Origin of the sequence: Rahnella sp. EDr1-12 (assembly GCF_049206505.1) — a bacterium.
In the GTDB taxonomy this organism is placed as follows: domain Bacteria; phylum Pseudomonadota; class Gammaproteobacteria; order Enterobacterales; family Enterobacteriaceae; genus Rahnella; species Rahnella rivi.
In genome coordinates this window covers 363,362-383,099 of sequence record NZ_JBLZNY010000004.1, presented here as the reverse complement: position 1 = coordinate 383,099, position 19,738 = coordinate 363,362, and the positions used below count along the sequence as shown (strand labels likewise).

19 protein-coding genes and 1 rRNA gene are annotated in these 19,738 nt (G+C 51.2%); 12 read left to right on the top strand and 8 right to left on the bottom strand.

The features are described 5' to 3' along the window. Positions 1-97 (bottom strand): 16S ribosomal RNA (locus ACO0U8_RS18425); the annotation flags it as partial. Between the two features lie 534 nt (positions 98-631). On the opposite strand from ACO0U8_RS18425, the gene ACO0U8_RS18420 reads away from it, so the two are divergent. Then, the gene (locus ACO0U8_RS18420; protein WP_056775982.1) at positions 632-1,321 is read left to right on the top strand and encodes a FadR/GntR family transcriptional regulator; all 690 of its coding nucleotides are present in this window, start codon (positions 632-634) and stop codon (positions 1,319-1,321) included. On the opposite strand, the gene rbsR is transcribed toward ACO0U8_RS18420, so the two are convergent. The 7 genes from rbsR to kup all read right to left on the bottom strand — a co-directional run bounded on the left by rbsR (position 1,304) and on the right by kup (position 9,222). Next, on the bottom strand, positions 1,304-2,314 hold the full coding sequence (gene rbsR, locus ACO0U8_RS18415; RefSeq protein ID WP_136376560.1) for a ribose operon transcriptional repressor RbsR: 1,011 nt from the start codon (positions 2,312-2,314) through the stop codon (positions 1,304-1,306). The two genes, ACO0U8_RS18420 and rbsR, sit on opposite strands and share 18 nt — an antisense overlap. Then, complete coding sequence (rbsK, locus tag ACO0U8_RS18410) at positions 2,315-3,244, bottom strand: ribokinase (RefSeq protein ID WP_421671395.1); 930 nt, start codon at positions 3,242-3,244, stop codon at positions 2,315-2,317. A 70-nt stretch (positions 3,245-3,314) separates the two neighbouring features. Further along, positions 3,315-4,205: a ribose ABC transporter substrate-binding protein RbsB gene (gene rbsB, locus ACO0U8_RS18405; RefSeq protein ID WP_056775977.1), complete on the bottom strand. Its 891-nt coding sequence runs from the start codon at positions 4,203-4,205 to the stop codon at positions 3,315-3,317. A 23-nt stretch (positions 4,206-4,228) separates the two neighbouring features. Beyond that, positions 4,229-5,200 (bottom strand): ribose ABC transporter permease, encoded by a 972-nt coding sequence (rbsC, locus tag ACO0U8_RS18400; RefSeq protein WP_056775976.1) that lies wholly within the window; start codon positions 5,198-5,200, stop codon positions 4,229-4,231. A 6-nt stretch (positions 5,201-5,206) separates the two neighbouring features. Further along, a complete protein-coding gene (gene rbsA, locus ACO0U8_RS18395) occupies positions 5,207-6,712 on the bottom strand; it encodes a ribose ABC transporter ATP-binding protein RbsA (protein ID WP_421671394.1) in 1,506 nt (501 codons plus the stop codon). Positions 6,713-6,719: 7 nt separating this feature from the next. Further along, on the bottom strand, positions 6,720-7,139 hold the full coding sequence (gene rbsD, locus ACO0U8_RS18390; protein WP_421671393.1) for a D-ribose pyranase: 420 nt from the start codon (positions 7,137-7,139) through the stop codon (positions 6,720-6,722). A gap of 214 nt (positions 7,140-7,353) precedes the next feature. Continuing rightward, the gene (gene kup, locus ACO0U8_RS18385) at positions 7,354-9,222 is read right to left on the bottom strand and encodes a low affinity potassium transporter Kup (RefSeq protein ID WP_112165435.1); all 1,869 of its coding nucleotides are present in this window, start codon (positions 9,220-9,222) and stop codon (positions 7,354-7,356) included. A 267-nt stretch (positions 9,223-9,489) separates the two neighbouring features. Here kup and ravA point away from each other — a divergent pair, with 267 nt between their 5' ends. From ravA to atpH, 11 genes are all read left to right on the top strand, one after another. Further along, positions 9,490-10,998: an ATPase RavA gene (gene ravA, locus ACO0U8_RS18380; RefSeq protein WP_414070239.1), complete on the top strand. Its 1,509-nt coding sequence runs from the start codon at positions 9,490-9,492 to the stop codon at positions 10,996-10,998. A gap of 2 nt (positions 10,999-11,000) precedes the next feature. Continuing rightward, a complete protein-coding gene (gene viaA, locus ACO0U8_RS18375) occupies positions 11,001-12,476 on the top strand; it encodes an ATPase RavA stimulator ViaA (protein ID WP_421671392.1) in 1,476 nt (491 codons plus the stop codon). Between the two features lie 14 nt (positions 12,477-12,490). Further along, a complete protein-coding gene (asnC, locus tag ACO0U8_RS18370; protein WP_056775967.1) occupies positions 12,491-12,952 on the top strand; it encodes a transcriptional regulator AsnC in 462 nt (153 codons plus the stop codon). Between the two features lie 88 nt (positions 12,953-13,040). Then, a complete protein-coding gene (gene mioC / locus ACO0U8_RS18365; RefSeq protein WP_056775965.1) occupies positions 13,041-13,484 on the top strand; it encodes an FMN-binding protein MioC in 444 nt (147 codons plus the stop codon). Between the two features lie 379 nt (positions 13,485-13,863). Continuing rightward, on the top strand, positions 13,864-15,753 hold the full coding sequence (gene mnmG, locus ACO0U8_RS18360) for a tRNA uridine-5-carboxymethylaminomethyl(34) synthesis enzyme MnmG (RefSeq protein WP_056775964.1): 1,890 nt from the start codon (positions 13,864-13,866) through the stop codon (positions 15,751-15,753). Positions 15,754-15,885: 132 nt separating this feature from the next. Then, positions 15,886-16,506 carry a 16S rRNA (guanine(527)-N(7))-methyltransferase RsmG gene (rsmG, locus tag ACO0U8_RS18355; protein WP_056775963.1) on the top strand — a complete coding sequence of 207 codons (621 nt, stop codon included), beginning with the start codon at positions 15,886-15,888 and terminating at the stop codon, positions 16,504-16,506. Between the two features lie 648 nt (positions 16,507-17,154). Next, positions 17,155-17,553, top strand: coding sequence for a F0F1 ATP synthase subunit I (gene atpI, locus ACO0U8_RS18350; RefSeq protein ID WP_056775962.1), 399 nt, complete (start codon positions 17,155-17,157; stop codon positions 17,551-17,553). A 22-nt stretch (positions 17,554-17,575) separates the two neighbouring features. Beyond that, a complete protein-coding gene (gene atpB / locus ACO0U8_RS18345; protein WP_056775961.1) occupies positions 17,576-18,358 on the top strand; it encodes a F0F1 ATP synthase subunit A in 783 nt (260 codons plus the stop codon). A 50-nt stretch (positions 18,359-18,408) separates the two neighbouring features. Then, positions 18,409-18,648 carry a F0F1 ATP synthase subunit C gene (gene atpE, locus ACO0U8_RS18340; RefSeq protein WP_004093904.1) on the top strand — a complete coding sequence of 80 codons (240 nt, stop codon included), beginning with the start codon at positions 18,409-18,411 and terminating at the stop codon, positions 18,646-18,648. A 65-nt stretch (positions 18,649-18,713) separates the two neighbouring features. Beyond that, positions 18,714-19,184 (top strand): F0F1 ATP synthase subunit B, encoded by a 471-nt coding sequence (atpF, locus tag ACO0U8_RS18335; RefSeq protein WP_056775959.1) that lies wholly within the window; start codon positions 18,714-18,716, stop codon positions 19,182-19,184. A gap of 14 nt (positions 19,185-19,198) precedes the next feature. Next, a complete protein-coding gene (gene atpH, locus ACO0U8_RS18330) occupies positions 19,199-19,732 on the top strand; it encodes a F0F1 ATP synthase subunit delta (RefSeq protein WP_056775957.1) in 534 nt (177 codons plus the stop codon). The last annotated feature ends 6 nt before the right edge of the window (positions 19,733-19,738 follow it).

Sequence of the window (19,738 nt, the reverse complement as noted above, 5' to 3'; positions counted from 1 at the left end):
CACCCAGAGAGCAAGCTCTCCTGTGCTACCGCTCGACTTGCATGTGTTAGGCCTGCCGCCAGCGTTCAATCTGAGCCATGATCAAACTCTTCAATTAAAAGTTCGATTTGCTTAAACAAGTTAAGCGATGCTCAAAAATTAACTTTCGTAATAATTCAACTAAATGAATTACTGCTTGGTCACTCTTTAAGACTTGATATTTTTTTTGCCACCGAAGTGGCTGATATCGTCTTGTGAGTGCCCACACAGATTGTCTGATAAATTGTTAAAGAGCGTACGTTGCGAGACTTAACTCAGCAACGTGGGAGGAAGATAATACTCTTTCCCCCTGAAGAGTCAACCATTTTCTTTTGCAAGATGCGGTGTTTTCACCGGGTTGATTCTTCCTGGCTGGGCGACTTGTTCTCGTTAGAGGAGTCGTTGTTCCCGGTCAGTGGAGGCGCATTATAGGGAGTTCTCCGAAGGCCGCAACCCCTAATTTCAATTATTTTACCAACCGTTCACTAATTCATCAAAAAAGCCCGTAACGGATAAATTTCGACCGATTTCAGCGAAAAACACGCCGGTTTAAAGCCCGGAGCTGGAGTAAACTCTCTTTAATAAAGAGAAAAGGTATTCAGGAATAACCTCCATGTTACTTAATGCACAGCAACAAGCTGCCCAGCGCAATCTTTCCTATTTGCTGGCAGAGAAGATTGCCCAGCGGGTTCTGTCTGGCGATTACCCGGAAGGTTCGATACTGCCCGGTGAGAATGAGTTAGGTGAGATTTTTGGCGTCAGCCGGACAGCAGTTCGGGAAGCCGTGAAGACGCTGGCGGCAAAAGGCATGCTTTTACCCCGTCCCCGTATTGGTACGCGAGTGATGCCGCAATCCAGCTGGAACTTTCTCGACCAGGATTTGCTCACCTGGTGGATGACGCGTGAAAACTTCGATCAGGTGATGGCACATTTTATTGTATTGCGCAGAGCGCTCGAACCGCAGGCCTGTGCATTAGCCGCTCTTTCGGCCAGTGATGATCAAAAGCATCAGCTCTCTCTTTATATGTATGAAATGAGAATGCTGCATAACAGCTTTGATCGGGAGCGCTGGATTACGGTGGATGCTCAGTTTCACCAGCTGATTTATGAGGCGGGGAAAAATCCTTTCCTGACGTCGTTTTCGAATTTATTCAGTTCGGTCTATCAGAGTTACTTCCGGGCGATCACGGGGAATGAAGTGATTAAGCTGGAATATCATCAGCGACTGACCGATGCCATTCTTGCCAGCGATGCCAATGCGGCACTGCTGGCCTGTCAGCGTCTGTTACTTAGTGACCAATGATCCTACGGACTGTCGCACAACCAGTTCCGGCGTAAGTACCAGGACTTGCGGTTCCGCCTCCGGGTCCTGCAGGCGATGCAAGAGGGCATCGACGGCGAGTTCGCCCAGCGAATCTTTCGGCTGATGGATAGTCGTCAGCGGTGGCATCATATACTGCGCCAGCTGGATATCATCGTAGCCGATGACAGCCACATCGTCAGGCACACGTAATCCGCGCTGATAGAGAGCCTGATAGGCGCCGACGGCCATGGCATCATTTCCGGCAAACACTGCATGAGGCGGTTCGGGGAGTGCCAGCAGTTTTTCCATCGCCGGGACGCCACCTTCGAATTCAAAATCTCCACTGACTTCATAGCCCGGTAAAATTGCCAGGCCAGCTTTATTCATCGCCTGACGGTAACCATTAAGCCGTTCCTGCGCCGTCGTTTTATCCAGCGGCCCGGTGATACAAGCGATTTTACGATAGCCCTGACGGATCAAATATTCCGTCGCCATCTCTCCTCCCAGCAGCGCATTGTCCTGAATGACGTCATTCGCGCCGTCAAACGGCGACCAGTCCATCATTACTATGGGTAAAGAAGGATAGCGGCTGATGGCATCTTTCGAAGGCCGGTGATTTTCGGTGCACATTAATAGCAGGCCATCGACCCGCTTTTGCAGAAGAGTTTCCAGGCTGCGATTCATGCGCTCGGCATCGCCGTCGGTATTGCACAAGATCAGGCTGTAACCACGTTCATAGCAACTGCGTTCAACCCCCCGCACCACTTCTGAATAAAACGGGTTACTGCTGGCGGTCAACAACATGCCAATAGTGCGGGTCTGATTCAATTTAAGACTGCGGGCAAGGGCAGAAGGCGCGTAATTGAGCTGTTCTACGGCGGCATTCACTTTGCCGGCAATAGCTTCACTGACAAAACGATTTTTGTTGATGACATGAGAAACGGTAGAGGTTGAAACGCCCGCGAGGCGGGCGACATCTTTCATGGTGGCCAATCAGGCCTCCTGCTGTGCGAGAAAATCGTCTATTTCTTTACGCCACGGAACAGAAGGTTGCGCACCGGGACGCGTCACGGCAATCGCTGCAGCCGCGTGAGCAAAACGTACCGCGCTGTCCATCTGCTTGCCCTCGAGCAAAGCGGTCACTAAGGCGCCATTAAAGGTATCACCAGCCGCAATGGTATCGACGGCTTTCACACGGAAACCTGCGACTAACTTCCCTTCACCGTTCTGACTCAACCAGACGCCTTTACTCCCCAGCGTAATAATGACGGTCGCAATACCTTTGTCATGCAGGGCTTTTGCAGCACGTGCGGCATCTTCATTATTGTCGACGTTAATACCGGTCAGCTTTTCAGCTTCGGTTTCATTCGGAGTGATGATATCCACCCGCGAAAGCAATTCGTCCGGCAATTCACAGGCCGGTGCTGGGTTTAGAATCACCTGAGTGTCGTGTTCTTTGGCTATTTTTGCCGCCGCAATCACCGTGTCTAACGGGGATTCCAGTTGCATTAATAAAGCCGAAGCTTCAATGACCTGCTGTTTGTAACGTTCGAGGTACTCAGGCGTGACGGCATTATTCGCCCCGGCATCAATACCAATAACGTTCTCACCTTCCGCATTCACAAAAATCAGCGCAACGCCGGTGGTGGCATCCTTGATGGCTTCAACCGGGCGCGTATCAATCTGGTCACTGGCCAGTTGTTTGCGAACCCGTTCGCCAATATCGTCGTCTCCCACGCAGGCAATAAACGAAATATCTGCGCCACTGCGGCCGGCGGCTACCGCCTGATTCGCACCTTTACCGCCGAAAGCTACGGTGTATTGCTTACCGATCACCGTTTCGCCCGGTTGCGGGAAGTGGTTGATATTCAGAATGTGGTCAGCGTTGATACTGCCGAGTACCACCAGTTTGCCTGTCTTCATGTGGAAATCCCTGAGTTTAAAGAGCGCCTCCCGTCAGGAGGCGCTTGTTACAGCATCAATCATGCGGATTTTACGGCTGAGCAACCAGTTTCAAATCAACCGGGATAACCGCCGGGACTTTTTCGCCTTTCAGCACTTTATCGGCAGTCTGAACACCGATCACGCCAATTTGTTCCGGACGCTGTGCCACGGTCGCGCCCATTTTGCCGCTGTTTACCGCTTTAATACCGTCTTCAGTGCCGTCGAAGCCGACAACCAGAACGTCAGTTTTACCGGCAGTTTGCAGAGCACGCAATGCACCCAGCGCCATTTCGTCATTCTGAGCGAACACGGCCTGCACGTCCTGATGCGCAGTCAGCAAGTTCTGCATAACGTTCAGACCTTTGGTACGGTCGAAGTCAGCAGGCTGGCTGGCGAGGATCTGGAAATGGTGTTTTTCAGCTGCCTGAGCGAACCCTTTACCACGTTCACGGGCAACGGACGTCCCCGCAATCCCTTCCAGTTCGATGACTTTGGCGTTTTCGCCCAGTTTTTTCGCGATGTAATCACCGGCCATTTTCCCGCCGAAGGCGTTATCAGAAGCGACATGGCTGGCGACAACCCCTTTGGTTGCCTGGCGGTCAAGGGTGATCACCGGGATTTTGGCCTGGTTTGCCATTGCTACGGCGTTGCCTACGGCATCAGAATCGGTCGGGTTAATCAGCATCAGCTTCGTGCCACGAACGGTCAGATCCTGCACGTTCGCGAGTTCTTTCGCCGGGTTATTCTGAGAGTCGAGAACAATCAGGTTGTAGCCGAGTTTGTCGGCTTCTTTCTGTGCGCCGTCTTTCATGGAAACGAAGAACGGGTTGTTCAGCGTTGAAACGACCAAGGCAATGGTGTCTTTCGCCATCACGTTAGCACTGAAAGAAGCGGTGATCGCTGCGGCGGAAACCCAGACAGCCAGTTTTTTCATATTCATGGTCATAAGTCCTGTAGGAGAGTTTATTTGTTGCTTTTGTTATCCACCAGAACCGCCAGCAGAATGACAACTGCTTTCACGATCATCTGGTAGTAGGAAGAAACACCTAATAAGTTCAAACCGTTATTCAGGAAGCCAAGGATCAGTGCACCGATCAGCGTTCCAACAATGCGTCCTTTACCCCCGGACAGGCTGGTCCCCCCTAAAACAACAGCGGCAATAGCATCCAGCTCGTAACCGGTACCCGCGTTAGGCTGCGCAGAAGACAGGCGTGCCACTTCGATGATACTGGCCAGAGCGGCTAACAAACCACACAGGGAGTAGACGATAATTTTAACTTTATCAACGCTGATACCTGACAGGCGCGTCGCGGATTCATTACCGCCCAGCGCGTAGATATAGCGCCCTAACCGGGTGTGATGCAGCATGTACCAGGCTGCAATAAACACCACGGCCATCAGCCAGACCGGTGTCGGAATACCCAGCGGGCGACCGATACCAAACCAGCCAAAGACATCTGCCACATCATTAAAACCGGTGCTGATCGGGCTGCCGTTGGTGTACACCATCGTGATACCGCGCAGCAGCAACATCATGACCAGCGTGGCGATGAATGCCTGCACTTTACCTTTGGCGACAATCATACCGGTGACGCCACCCACCGCCGCCCCCAGCGCCAGCGCGGCGCCGACGGCTACAAAGGCATTCACTTCCAGCCCGACAATCGAGGCGGCAACCGCACCGGTCAGCGCCAGCAAAGAGCCGACGGATAAATCAATGCCCGATGTCAGGATCACCAGCGTCATGCCCACGGCCATAATGGCGTTAACAGAGGTTTGCTGAAGAATGTTAAACAGGTTATTCACTGTGAAGAAATTCGGGCTCATTGAAGAGACAACGGCAATCAACACCAGCAGCGCAATCAGAGATTTCTGCTCCAACAACCACTCTTTACTGATCCAGCGCTTTTTGGCTGATAATGTCTGAGAACTCATATCTGATTACTCCTGCGTCACGCGGTATTGCTTGCCGACAGCGGCTGCCATCAACACTTCTTGCGTAGCCTGTTCTATCGGGAATTCACCGCTTAAATGACCTTCGTGCATCACCAGAACCCGGTCACTCATGCCAATGACTTCAGGCATTTCTGAGGAAACCAAAATGATGCTTAGCCCTTCGCGCTTGAACTGGTTAATAAGCTGGTAAATTTCTTTTTTTGCACCGACGTCAACGCCGCGCGTCGGTTCGTCGAGGATCAGGACTTTTGGCCGCGTCATTAATCCGCGGGCAATCGCCACTTTTTGCTGATTACCACCGGAGAGCAGGCCAATAGGCTGCATCATCGATGGCGTTTTAATATTGAAGAGACGAATGAAATCTCCGACAGCCTGTTGTTCATCAGCATGTTTGAGACGTCCGCCGCCGTGGCTGAAATAACGCAGCGCTGTCAGCGACATATTCTCTTTCACTGACATCCCAAGCACTAAACCATCACGTTTGCGGTCTTCGGAAATGTAAACGATGCCGTTCGCCAGCCCGTCCTGCGGTGAGTGAGTCACCACTTCGCGGCCATCCAGTGAAACGTTGCCACTTTTGCGCGGCAACGCGCCATACAGGATTTTCATCAGTTCGGTACGACCCGCACCCATCAACCCTGAAACGCCGAGGATTTCGCCGCTGTGCAGATCAAAGCTGACGTTATCCACGCCGGGCCCGCTGACATTACGCACCTGCAAACGCAGCGCACCGCGTTCATGATTAATGCGGGGATATTGTTCTTCGAGGCGACGGCCAACCATCATTTCAATCAGCGTGTCTTCCTCCAGCGAACTGACCGGACGCTCAGCGATGAACTGCCCGTCGCGGAAAACGGTGACGTCGTCGCAGATTTCAAAGATTTCTTTCATACGGTGGGAGATATACACCACACCGCAGCCAGCCGCTTTCAGCTCACGAATGACGCTGAACAGAGAGGCGGTTTCAGTATCGGTCAGGGCATCCGTCGGTTCATCCATAATGATGACTTTGGATTCAAAGCTCAGCACTTTGGCAATCTCGACCATTTGCTGGTCGCCGATGGATAAATCCCCCACCAGCCGGTTGCTTTTGTAACGCAGATTCAGGCGCGCCAGCAGTTTATCGGCTTCGGCATACATCTTTTTCCAGTTGATGCGGCCAAAACCGTTCACAAACTCGCGGCCAAGGAAGATATTCTCGGCAATGGTCAGTTGAGGGATCAGGTTTAATTCCTGATGGATAATACCGATCCCGGCTTCCTGCGACGCTTTCGGACCGTTAAACACCGTTTCCTTTCCGAGGAAATGCACTGAACCGGCATCTTTTTGATAGATGCCGGTCAGCACTTTCATCATCGTGGATTTACCCGCGCCGTTTTCACCCACCAGCGCCATAACACGTCCCGGATAAACGCTGAGCGCCGCGCCGGAAAGTGCTTTTACGCCGGGAAAGGCTTTATCAATCCCTGTCAGTTGCAGCAAAGGTTGCATAAAGGCCTCAGAAGGTTACGCCGGCACACAGGATCACATTCGCGTACGGCGAACATTCCCCGCTGCGGATGACAGCCCGACTTTTTTCGGTTTGCGCTTTGAATGCCTCATGACTGACGTAATCCAAAGCAATGGTGTTTCCCTGGTGTTGTTCGAGTTGTGTCAATCGGGCGAGTAACGCTTCATGGAGTTGAGGATTTTTCGTGAGGATTTCCTCTGCGAGGATAGCCCGCTCAACCTGCATCTCGTGTGTCACTACCTCTAAGACTTGTAAAAAGGTGGGAACTCCCTGGGTTAGCGCCAGATCGATGCGCTGGCAAGCTGCTGGCACCGGAAGTCCGGCATCGCCAATAACCAGGTGATCGGTATGACCTAACCGGGCAATAACAGTTGAGATTTCGGCATTTAACAGCGGTGACTTCTTCATTTTGACTCCTACAGCGAAACGTTTCGCTCACGGATGAGTTTATGAAAATGTCCGCACAAGGCAACGAAGATGTGATGGAATTGTGATCAGCGTCGAAACGTTTCGCTGAATGATTCAGAAATCAGAGGGCAATTTGAGTTAGTCGTTTCAGAAAGGATTACGCGCAAACAAAACAGGGTACCCGAAGGTACCCTGTCAGAGACTCAAGTGAACGTCAGATTTCCACCTGAGTACCCAGTTCGATAACGCGGTTCGGCGGGATCTCAAACTGATCTGGCGCGCGCAGGGCGTTTCGGCTCAGGGCCATAAACAGCTTACCGCGGAAGTAGAGATACCAAGGACGCTTGGTCAGGATCAGCGATTCGTGCGACATAAAGAACGACGTTTCCATCATCCGGCACGGCAACCCTTCCAGACCGCAGCGATGGAAGATCTCTTCCACATTCGGCGTTTCTTTAAATCCGTAACTCGCCACCACCCGCCAGAACGTTGGCGACAGTTGCTCGATGGTGACGCGCCGGACGTTATGCACATAAGGCGCATCTTCCGTTCGCAGCGTCAGCAAGACCACCCGCTCATGCAGCACTTTGTTGTGCTTGAGGTTGTGCAGTAAGGCAAAAGGAATGACGTTGATGGCACGGGACATGTAGACCGCGGTGCCCGGAACACGAACCGGCGGCGATTTCTCCAGAGAAGCGATCATTGCCTCGAGAGAATTCCCGTGTTCGTTCATACGGCGCATAAGACGGAAGCGCTCGCTTTTCCAGGTGGTCATCACGATAAACATGCACAAACCGAGCGTCAGCGGCAACCAGCCACCGGAGAACAGTTTCGTGGCGTTCGCGGCAAACAGTGGAATATCCATAAACAGCAGACCGATCAGCAAAATCCCCACCAGGAACGGTTTCCAGTGCCAGTTTTTCAGCGCCACCGTGCAGGAGAGAATGCTGGTCAGCACCATGGTGCCGGTCACGGCGATACCGTACGCCGCCGCCAGATTGCTTGAGTGCTCGAAGCTGGCGATAACGATAACCACCGCGAAATACAGCAACCAGTTTATGGCCGGGATGTAAATCTGACCCGCTTCCATTTCCGAGGTGTGGATGATGCGCATTGGCGGTAAGTAGCCCAGTCGCACAGCCTGACGCGTCAGGGAGAACACACCGGAAATCACCGCCTGAGAAGCGATAATGGTCGCTAACGTGGCTAAAACCAGTAACGGAATCAACGCCCAGTCAGGAGCCAGCAGGAAGAAGGGATTTTTGATCGCTTCCGGATTTTTAAGCAGCAGCGCGCCCTGACCGAAATAGTTCAGAACCAGAGACGGCAGTACCACGGTGAACCAGGCCAGGCGGATCGGGAATTTCCCGAAGTGACCCATATCGGCATACAGCGCTTCCACACCGGTAATCGACAGAACCACCGCGCCGAGTGCCAGGAAGGAGAAGGATTTATGCTCAATAAAGAAGTTAACTGCCCACATCGGGTTCATGGCACGCAGCACTTCCGGGTTCTGCATGATGCTGTTCACGCCAAGAACCGCCAGCGTCAGGAACCACACCAGCATTACCGGGGCAAAAAGTTTACCCACGATACCGGTACCGTGTTTCTGAATAATGAAAAGCAACGTCAGGACAGTAATAGAAAGAGGAACGATGTAAGGATCAAGGGACGGTGCCGCGATCTCCAGACCTTCCATCGCGGAAAGCACTGAGATGGCCGGCGTGATCACCACTTCACCATAGAAGAAGCTGCCCCCGATGAGGCCGAGGATCACCAGAACCGCCGTGGTGCGTGAGGACGTATTCCTGCCCGCCAGAGACATCAGCGTCAAAATACCGCCTTCGCCCGCATTGTCCGCCCGCATCACATAAGTGAGGTATTTGAGCGACACAATCAGGATCAGCATCCAGAAAATCAGAGAAAGAAAACCAAATACGACGCTAGGCTCAACATTGAAACCATAGTGTCCGGAAAAACACTCTCTTAAGGTATAGAGAGGACTGGTACCAATGTCGCCATAGACCACACCAATGGCGGCCAGGGTTACTGCTGGGAGTGACCGTTTATGTTCAGTGCTCATATTTCGTTTCTTTTTTGCTCGAACATCCGTAAGCGATGCGTGCGCTCAGTCCAATGATGCCCACTAAAAGGCGCACAGTATGCACGAATAAATCAGATTGCCTACCCTTAAATGTGCAGCTAAACCGGCGTTCAGATGAACGAGGTCACAATTCTGATAATAGAAAATTTTTAGTAATCAACAAGCTATACAGTGAAAAATAATCATGGCTTATCGCTGCGAGCCAGTACACTATTCAATATCTAAATGGAAACCGGAAGAGACAGTATGGCGCAATCTCCCCTTCTGGCAGAACGGATCGCCCGTCTTGCTAACGCACTGGAACATGGCTTGTACGAACGACAGGACGCCATTCGTTTATGCCTGCTGGCCGCACTGTGCGGTGAAAGCGTTTTTCTGCTAGGCCCGCCGGGCATTGCGAAAAGTTTGATCGCCCGTCGTCTGAAGTATGCCTTCCGCCATGCACGCGCCTTTGAATATCTGATGACGCGATTTTCCACGCCGGAAGAAGTCTTTGGTCCGCTTTCGATTCAGGCCCTGAAAGATGAGGGCCGTTATCTGCGTCTTACCGAAGGGTATCTGCCGGAAGCAGAAATCGTCTTCCTTGATGAGATATGGAAAGCGGGTCCCGCCATCCTCAATACCCTGCTGACTGCGATTAACGAACGTCGCTTTCGTAATGGCGAACGCGAAGAGGCGATCCCTTTACGTTTGCTGGTCAGCGCATCCAATGAATTGCCCGAAGCCGACGGCAGCCTGGAAGCGTTATACGACCGCATGCTTATCCGTTTGTGGCTCGATAAGGTACAGGATAAGCAAAATTTCCGCTCCCTGCTGACCAGCAGGACTAACGAAAGCGCCAATCCGGTGGCTGAATCTCTGAGCATCAGCGATGAAGAGTATCAGCAATGGCAAGGCGAGATAGATAAAGTCAGTCTGCCGGACGAGTGCTTTGAACTGGTATTCCAGCTTCGTCAGCGCCTTGATGCCCTTGATACAGCGCCGTATGTGTCGGATCGGCGCTGGAAGAAAGCCTTGCGCCTGTTGCAGGCCTGCGCCTTTTTCAGCGGACGAAACACCATCACACCTGTCGATTTGATCCTGCTGAAAGACTGCCTGTGGCATGACCTCAATACCTATCATCTTCTGCAAACTCAGATTGAACAGCTGATCACCGAGCAGGCTTATCATCAGCAAACGCTCCTGATGAAAATCCAGCAACTGGATCAGCAATGGATGCAATATCAGCAGCAACAAAGCTCGCGCCAGTCGATCAAACTGAGCAAAAAAGCCGGAATTTTCAGCCGTAAACCTCAGCACAGCCTGCCAGACACTCTTTCCGCCAGCAGCCTGACGCTGTTGTTGCAAACGCCTTTGCACCTGCATGAAATCAAGGTCACGCATCTGCTCTTCGACCACAAGGCGCTGGAAGAGTGGCTCAATAAAGGCGGCATCCTGAAAGCCAAACTGAACGGTATTGGTTTTGCGCAAACCCTTGATGCTGAGATTGATGATAAACAGCAACTGCTGGTGCTGGACGTCAGCCGTCAAAGCACGCCGCTGACGTTGCCGGGCAATGAACATATCGCCGTGCCTGACGAAATGAAGAATACGCTGAGCGATCTGACGGCAAAACTGACCCGGCAGCGGCAGGAATTCAGCCAGCAGCAAAACTGTCTGTTTGTACCGGCAGAATGGATGGCAAAAATCGAAGCCAGTCTGTTGCAGGTCACCGAGCAGTTACGCCATCAGCAACAGACGTTCAGCGGACACTAACCATGTTCAGCCTGGAATCTCTGGATCTGCTGCTGGCTATCAGCGAAACGGAAATCATCGAAGAACTTATTGTGGGGCTTCTGGCCGCGCCTGCGCTGTCGGTGTTTTTCGAGAAGTTTCCCCGGCTGAAGCGCGCACTGACCAAAGATCTTCCTGAATGGAAGTTACGGCTGCGTCAGAGGATCCACGAAACGCCCGTACCGCCGGATCTGGCGAAAGAATTCTACCTTTATCAGCACTGTCAGCAGAGGGATGTCACCACCTTCCAGACCGGGCTACCGGCACTTATTGATGAGTTAATCCGCCACAATTCGCCTTTCACCACTGAAGCCCGCACGTTACAGGAAAATAATGAAGCCTCGCGTACGGCGCAGACCGGTAACAGTTTTCAAACGCTGTTTCTTCAGCGCTGGCGCCTGAACCTGACCTTCCAGACGGTGAACGTTCATCATCAGCTACTGGAACAGGAACAGGAGAAATTGCAGGAAGAATTACTGCAACGGCTGGAGCTAAGCAGCGAGCTGTCTCCTTTATTAGCGGAGAACGATACCGCGGCAGGCCGTCTGTGGGACATGAGTAAAGGAAAGCGCCTGCGCGGTGACATTCAGTCACTGGCGCGCTTCGGTGCGTTCCTGCAACAGCAGCCTGAACTGATGCGTCTGGCCGAACAACTCGGACGCAGCCAGACGGTCAAAACCAGTCCACATGAAGATGCTAAAATGGAGACGCACCGCCTGATGGTGCGCGAACCCGCTACGGTGCCGGAAGAAGTAAATGGCATCCATCAGAGCGATGATATCTTGCGACTGATGCCCACCGAACTGGGCACGCTGGGGATCCCCGAACTGGAGTTCGAATTTTATCGCCGTTTGCTGGAAAAACGCCTGATGACTTACCGCCTGCAAGGCGACGTCTGGCGCGAGAAAGTGGTAAAGCGGCCGGTGGTGCATCAGCAACAGGAACCACAACCGCGTGGCCCGTTTGTGGTGTGCGTGGACACTTCCGGTTCTATGGGCGGCTTCAATGAACAGTGTGCGAAAGCTTTTTGCCTGGCGCTGTTGAGAATTGCTCTTGCGGATAACCGTCGCTGTTACATCATGTTGTTTGCCAGTGAAGTGATCCACTATGAACTGACGTCAAGCGGCGGACTGGATCAGGCACTGCGTTTTCTCGGTCAGCATTTTCGCGGCGGTACCGATCTGGCGGCATGCCTGAGTGCGACATTGGACAAGCTAGCCTCGCCGCAATGGCACGATGCAGATGCTATTGTGATCTCAGATTTCATCGCCCAGCGGCTGCCTGACGAAGTGCAAAAGAAAGTCAAAATGCTGCAAAAGGAAAAGCAGCATCGTTTCCACGCCTTAGCGATGTCACATTATGGAAAGCCCGGGATCTTGCGTATCTTCGATCATATCTGGCGCTTTGATACCGGCGTTAAAAGCCGCGTGCAGCGCCGATGGCAAAGAAACTCACCTTAAAGAGAAAGATAACCATGTCAGAAATTTATCAGCTCGATGAGCTGGATCGCGGGATCCTTAATGCATTGATGGACAACGCCAGGACGCCTTACGCCGAACTGGCAAAGGTCTTCACCGTCAGTCCGGGAACCATCCACGTACGCGTTGAGAAGATGAAGCAGGCGGGCATTATTACCGGCGCGCATATCACCGTGAACCCCAAACAGCTCGGCTACGACGTGTGCTGCTTTATCGGCATTATATTGAAGAGTGCCAAGGACTATCCTTCAGCCCTCAAAAAGCTGGAAAGCATCGAAGAAGTGGTCGAAGCGTATTACACCACCGGTCACTACAGTATCTTCATAAAGATCATGTGCCGTTCCATTGATTCCCTGCAACACGTACTTATCAACAAGATCCAGACAATAGACGAGATCCAGTCTACTGAGACACTGATCTCCCTGCAAAACCCCATCACACGTACCATCCAGCCTTGATCACTGATTTCTATCCCCCTATTATCCACAGGTAGATCCCAGCTCATTCACAGCGTACAATGTCTTCCTTTTCTCGGGTGAGAGTTCTATGGCTGACATAACCCTGATCAGTGGCAGTACGCTTGGCAGTGCCGAATATGTTGCCGAACACGTGGCAGAGAAGCTGGAAGAAGCCGGTTTCTCCACACAGACGTTTCATGGCCCGGAGCTGTATGAAGTGCCTTCAGAAGGGATCTGGCTGGTAGTGTGCTCTACGCACGGAGCCGGTGAGTTACCGGATAACCTGCAACCCTTCATGGAACAGCTGGAAGATCAGCAACCGGATCTGTCGAATGTTCGTTTTGGTGCCTTAGGTTTGGGCAGCAGCGAATACGATACCTTCTGCGGTGCGATCAACGCGCTGGATCAGAAACTGACCTCATTAGGGGCAAAACGGATCGGCGATCGTCTTGAGATCGACGTGACTCAGCATGAAATTCCTGAGGATCCCGCAGAGGTTTGGGTGATCAATTGGATTAATTTACTCAAATAAGTGTAAATTTCAGGCGATCAGATGTGGATAACTATGCTTTAAAGCAGTGTAAAACCCGTAGTTATCCCTCTAACAACTGCTGTACGCTTTTCAGGCTGTGCATAACTCTCAATTCTGATCCCAGCTTATACTGTCCAGGATCACCGATCATTCACAGCATTCGATCCTTCTTAGCATACTGATCTTCATAGACAAAAATGACTTATGCACAGAGGATCGCGATCCTAATAGAAGTATTAATAAGAGATCTTTAAATAAAAAAGATCTTCTTTTAATTAGGGAAGATCCTCCGGGGCTTGTGGAAGCTCTAAACTTGAGTAGAATCCCTCCTCCCAACGCCATACAAAGAAAGTTCGCTTGAACGCTGAGGTGCAGTCGCATGTTTTATCCGGATCAATTTGACGTCATTATCATCGGTGGAGGTCATGCAGGTACTGAAGCTGCCATGGCTTCTGCACGAATGGGACGCCAGACCTTGTTGTTAACCCACAATATCGACACGCTGGGACAGATGTCGTGTAACCCGGCAATTGGCGGGATCGGGAAGGGACATCTGGTTAAAGAAGTGGACGCTCTCGGCGGGTTGATGGCCACAGCGATCGACCATGCGGGTATTCAGTTTAGGATACTAAACGCGAGCAAAGGCCCGGCCGTCAGGGCAACACGTGCCCAGGCTGACCGTGTGTTATATCGTCAGGCGGTACGTACGGCATTAGAGAATCAGCCAAACCTGATGATCTTCCAACAGTCCGTCGAAGATCTCATTGTGGAAAACGATCGCGTGGTTGGCGCCGTGACTAAAATGGGTCTGAAATTCCGCGCGAAAACTGTCGTACTGACCGTCGGAACATTCCTTGATGGCAAGATCCACATCGGTCTGGAAAACTACAGCGGTGGCCGTGCCGGGGATCCTCCTGCGATCTCCCTTTCTCAGCGCCTGCGTGAATTACCGTTACGCGTAAACCGCCTTAAAACCGGGACACCTCCGCGTATCGATGCTCGCTCAATTGATTTCAGCGTACTGGCTCAACAGCACGGTGATAATCCTGCACCGGTATTCTCTTTCATGGGCAACGCGTCGCAACATCCGCGCCAGATCCCGTGCTACATGACCTATACCAACGAAAAAACCCATGACGTGATCCGTAATAATCTGGATCGCAGCCCGATGTATGCCGGGATCATCGAAGGGATCGGCCCGCGTTACTGCCCGTCGATCGAAGATAAAGTCATGCGTTTTGCCGATCGTAATTCTCATCAGATCTTCCTTGAACCGGAAGGCCTGACCAGCAACGAAGTTTATCCGAACGGAATTTCAACCAGCCTGCCTTTCGATGTTCAGATGCAGATCGTGCGTTCCATGCAGGGTATGGAAAATGCAGTGATCGTTCGTCCTGGCTACGCAATTGAATACGATTTCTTTGATCCGCGTGATTTGAAACCGACGCTGGAAAGCAAATTCATCGCAGGCCTGTTCTTTGCCGGACAAATCAACGGCACCACAGGCTACGAAGAAGCGGCAGCTCAGGGCCTTCTGGCGGGTATGAACGCAGCACGCAGCGCTACTGAAGATGAAGGCTGGGCCCCACGCCGCGATCAGGCGTACCTGGGGGTTCTGGTCGACGATCTGTGTACGCTGGGCACTAAAGAACCGTACCGCATGTTTACCTCACGTGCTGAATATCGTCTGATGCTGCGTGAAGACAACGCTGATTTACGTCTGACGGAAAAAGGCCGTGAACTGGGCCTGGTCGACGATGTCCGTTGGGCTCGCTTTAACCAGAAACTCGAAATGATCGAACAAGAACGTCAGCGTCTGCGTGGTATCTGGGTAAATCCTCATCACGCGCAGGTGGAAGAGATCAATGCACACTTGTCAGCTCCGCTCTCAAAAGAAGCCAGCGCGGAAGAACTGCTGCGTCGTCCGGAAATGACTTATTCGCTGATCACAACACTGTCCCCCTTTGCGCCATCTGTCCCTGATGCAGAGGCCGCTGAGCAGGTTGAGATTCAGATCAAGTACGAAGGTTACATTGCTCGTCAGCAGGAAGAGATCAACAAACAGCTGCGTAATGAGAATACGGTGTTGCCTGCCGATCTCGATTACCGTCAGGTGAACAGTCTGTCTAACGAGGTGATCGCCAAGCTTAACGATCACAAGCCGACATCGATCGGTCAGGCTTCGCGGATCTCTGGTATTACTCCGGCTGCAATCTCCATTTTGCTGATCTGGCTGAAAAAACAAGGCTTGCTGCGTCGCAGCGCCTGAGTCACCTCTCTGATAACCGCCCTGTTGCTCTAACGGGCGGTTAAATCCTGCTTTTCCCGCCTTTCTGGCTGCTTTATCATTCCCCCCACCGGGCTATTCCCGGAATACCGACTCTGTCAGAGGATTTTCACTGTGCAAAAGAAACTGGACTCGCTGCTTGCTGCGGCAGGAATAGCGTTACCCGATCAGCAAAAACACCAACTGATTGCCTATGTTGAACTGCTGCATAAGTGGAACAAAGCCTACAACCTGACATCCGTGCGTGATCCGATGCAAATGCTGGTGCGACATATTCTGGACAGCATTGTGGTGAACGAGCATTTACAGGGCAGCCGTTTTATTGATGTCGGCACAGGCCCGGGCCTGCCAGGCATTCCTCTCGCCATCGTTCGCCCTGATTCACACTTTACGCTGCTGGACAGCCTGGGTAAGCGCGTACGCTTCCTGCGCCAGGTTCAGCATGAACTGGGGCTGCAGAACATCACACCGGTCCAAAGCCGGGTTGAAGAGTTTGACCCTGAACCCCCATTCGATGGCGTGATAAGCCGTGCCTTCGCCTCGTTGCAGGATATGTTGTCCTGGTGCCACCATCTGCCGAAGAAAGGGCAGGGGCGTTTCTATGCGCTGAAGGGCGTGTGCCCCGATGATGAGCTCGCCGCCTTACCCGCCGGTATCACACTGGAAAGTGTGGTGAAACTGCAGGTACCGGAACTTGACGGAGAACGGCATCTGATAATTCTTAATGCAAACTAAAGTTGAGAATTATCAATTAATCCTTAAAAAATGTGTGTGTTATCAGAGTAAAAATGAGCAGGCTAATTAAATAGCGGTGACTTTCTACAAATCACCGGTTTTTTACACACTGATAGCATTTTTGCGACGTTTTATTTTAATCCGTACCGAGATAGTCACTTGTGAAATTTAATCGGCATTGAACGACTGATATTCAACTTGTAATGAAAATGTTGTTATTTGTTGGGTAGATGTATCAATGAAGGGTGTCTATTTTTAAATAAGATGTTTTCTCAATCGCAAATTTCTTAACATGATGATTTATAACATCTTTAAAAAGCCGGTTTAGCTAAAGACAATCCGGACGCCCAGGGTATATAAAAGGGCTCCGGTTAATTATGTGATCCAGTGCACGCTTCTTTGTCGGGTGATGAAATAACCGAAGCAAAGTAAAAAGGGCAAATTCAGCTATAGTTTCGTTATCAAAATAGTGATGAAGAGGAAAATTTAAATAATTGTTCACCTTTTCGCTACTTATCCATTGAATTCGTTCCTGTGCACCGTATAATTTGCTCGGTTTTTGCTGCTTGACTCAAAACAGTAAAGGCAGTGATATACGGCATTCAGCATACCTCCAGCTAGGTACTTGATACGGAGAGAACAAACGTCATGTCTGTATCCGGTATTTTACACAGTACGCAAAGTGTGAAGGTTGCCAGAAAGCTGTTACTACTGCAGTTATTGACCTTTGTTCTGCTCAGTGCAGTATTTGGTTTCAAAAGCCTGGAATGGACCCTTTCCGCTCTTATGGGTGGGTTGGCCGCCTGGGTACCAAATGTACTGTTCATGCTGTTTGCATGGCGCCATCAGGCGCAAACAACGGTCTCTGGACGGGTTGCCTGGTCCTTTGCTATCGGAGAAGCGCTGAAGGTGCTGGTGACGATAATCTTCATGATTATTGCTCTTGGCCTGTTCAAGGCGGCTTTCGCTCCGTTGGGGTTGGCCTATTTATCGGTGTTGATGACTCAGATTTTGGCACCGGCCGTCATTAACAGTTACCGTACTTAACTACTAAAGGGTAAGAGGCATCATGTCTGCATCAGGAGAAATCTCTACTCCACAAGAGTATATCGGTCACCATCTGACTCAGCTTCAGATAGGGACGGGATTCTGGTCGATTAACATCGATTCGATGTTTTTCTCCGTGTTCCTCGGAGTACTCTTTCTGGTTATCTTCCATCGCGTCGCTAAAAATGCCACCAGTGGTGTTCCGGGGAAACTGCAAACGGCCATCGAGCTGGTTGTCGGCTTCGTCGATAGCAACGTGCGTGACATGTATCACGGCAAAAGCAAAGTCATTGCGCCTTTAGCTCTGACTGTCTTCGTCTGGGTGTTCATGATGAACATGATGGATTTGCTGCCAATCGATTTGCTGCCCTTCATCGGCGAGCACATCTTTGGTCTGCCAGCGTTGCGTGTGGTTCCTACGGCTGACGTGAACATCACGTTGTCCATGGCACTTGGCGTATTCATTCTGATTCTTTTCTATAGCATTAAGATGAAAGGCGTTGGCGGTTTCGTTAAAGAACTGACAATGCAGCCATTCAATCATCCGGTTTTCATTCCGATTAACCTGATTCTTGAGGGTGTCAGCCTGCTGTCTAAACCAGTTTCACTGGGTCTGCGACTGTTTGGCAATATGTATGCGGGTGAGTTGATTTTCATCCTTATTGCTGGCCTGCTGCCGTGGTGGTCACAGTGGATTCTGAGTGTGCCTTGGGCCATTTTCCACATCCTGATCATTACGCTGCAAGCTTTTATCTTCATGGTTCTGACGATTGTCTATCTCTCGATGGCATCTGAAAAACACTGATTTTTCTTTCAACACTACTGCGTTTTAACTGAAACAAACTGGAGACTGTCATGGAAAACCTGAGTATGGATCTGCTGTACATGGCTGCCGCTGTGATGATGGGCCTGGCGGCAATCGGTGCTGCAATCGGTATCGGCATCTTGGGTGGTAAATTTTTGGAAGGTGCTGCACGTCAGCCTGACCTGATCCCTCTGTTGCGTACACAGTTCTTTATCGTTATGGGTCTGGTCGATGCAATCCCAATGATTGCTGTTGGTCTGGGTCTGTACGTGATGTTTGCTGTCGCTTAACACTGAGCTTGCTCACGGTTAAACGAACTACATCAAATATTTCACTTTGAAAGAGGCATTGTGCTGTGAATCTTAACGCAACAATCCTCGGCCAGGCTATCGCGTTTGTCCTGTTTGTCCTGTTCTGTATGAAGTACGTGTGGCCGCCAATTATGGCTGCCATCGAAAAACGTCAGAAAGAAATTTCTGAAGGTTTGTCTTCTGCTGAACGTGCCAAAAAAGAGCTGGACTTAGCGCAAGCCGATGCGACCGACCAACTGAAGAAAGCCAAAGCTGAAGCTCAGGTAATCATCGACCAGGCGAACAAGCGTAAAGCACAGATCGTCGACGAAGCGAAGACCGAAGCCGAGCAGGAACGTAACAAGATCGTAGCGCAAGCTAAGGCAGAGATTGACGCCGAACGCCAACGTGCACGTGAAGAGTTGCGTAAACAGGTCGGGATTTTGGCCATTGCTGGCGCCGAGAAGATCATCGAACGTTCCGTGGATGAAGCTGCTAACAGCGACATCGTTGATAAACTGGTCGCTGAACTGTAAGGAGGGAGGGGCTGATGTCTGAATTTGTAACTGTAGCTCGCCCCTACGCCAAAGCAGCTTTTGACTTTGCCGTTGAGCACCAAAGCTTAGATCGCTGGCAGTCTATGTTAGCGTTCACGGCTGAAGTCACACGCAATGAAATGATTGAAGAGCTGCTTTCCGGTGCGACTGCACCAGAAACGCTGTCCAAGACGTTTATTGCTGTATGTGGTGAACAACTCGACGACGCAGGCCAGAACCTGATTAGGGTGATGGCTGAAAATGGACGTTTACGCGTTCTTCCGGAAGTGTTGCAGCAGTTCATCGAACTGCGCGCCTCACTGGAGGCTAGTGCTGAGGTTGAAGTCACTTCAGCAAGTCCACTTTCGGAAGAACAGCAGGCAAAAATTGCTGCTGCTATGGAAAAACGTTTGTCTCGCAAAGTTAAGCTGAATTGCAAAATTGACAAGTCTGTTCTTGCCGGTGTCATTATCCGTGCAGGTGATATGGTGATTGATGGCAGCGTTCGCAGTCGTCTAGAACGCCTGGCAGACGTCTTGCAGTCTTAAGGGGAC

Bases quoted from the DNA above. Each gene is read 5' to 3' on its own strand.
- viaA (WP_421671392.1), top strand. From the start codon at position 11,001: ATGTTCAGCCTGGAATCTCTGGATCTGCTGCTGGCTATCAGCGAAACG.
- ravA (WP_414070239.1), top strand. From the start codon at position 9,490: ATGGCGCAATCTCCCCTTCTGGCAGAACGGATCGCCCGTCTTGCTAAC.
- ACO0U8_RS18420 (WP_056775982.1), top strand. From the start codon at position 632: ATGTTACTTAATGCACAGCAACAAGCTGCCCAGCGCAATCTTTCCTAT.
- atpH (WP_056775957.1), top strand. From the start codon at position 19,199: ATGTCTGAATTTGTAACTGTAGCTCGCCCCTACGCCAAAGCAGCTTTT.
- mnmG (WP_056775964.1), top strand. From the start codon at position 13,864: ATGTTTTATCCGGATCAATTTGACGTCATTATCATCGGTGGAGGTCAT.
- mioC (WP_056775965.1), top strand. From the start codon at position 13,041: ATGGCTGACATAACCCTGATCAGTGGCAGTACGCTTGGCAGTGCCGAA.
- rbsB (WP_056775977.1), bottom strand. From the start codon at position 4,205: ATGAATATGAAAAAACTGGCTGTCTGGGTTTCCGCCGCAGCGATCACC.
- rbsK (WP_421671395.1), bottom strand. From the start codon at position 3,244: ATGAAGACAGGCAAACTGGTGGTACTCGGCAGTATCAACGCTGACCAC.
- rbsA (WP_421671394.1), bottom strand. From the start codon at position 6,712: ATGCAACCTTTGCTGCAACTGACAGGGATTGATAAAGCCTTTCCCGGC.
- atpE (WP_004093904.1), top strand. From the start codon at position 18,409: ATGGAAAACCTGAGTATGGATCTGCTGTACATGGCTGCCGCTGTGATG.
- kup (WP_112165435.1), bottom strand. From the start codon at position 9,222: ATGAGCACTGAACATAAACGGTCACTCCCAGCAGTAACCCTGGCCGCC.
- rbsD (WP_421671393.1), bottom strand. From the start codon at position 7,139: ATGAAGAAGTCACCGCTGTTAAATGCCGAAATCTCAACTGTTATTGCC.
- asnC (WP_056775967.1), top strand. From the start codon at position 12,491: ATGTCAGAAATTTATCAGCTCGATGAGCTGGATCGCGGGATCCTTAAT.
- rbsC (WP_056775976.1), bottom strand. From the start codon at position 5,200: ATGAGTTCTCAGACATTATCAGCCAAAAAGCGCTGGATCAGTAAAGAG.
- atpI (WP_056775962.1), top strand. From the start codon at position 17,155: ATGTCTGTATCCGGTATTTTACACAGTACGCAAAGTGTGAAGGTTGCC.
- atpB (WP_056775961.1), top strand. From the start codon at position 17,576: ATGTCTGCATCAGGAGAAATCTCTACTCCACAAGAGTATATCGGTCAC.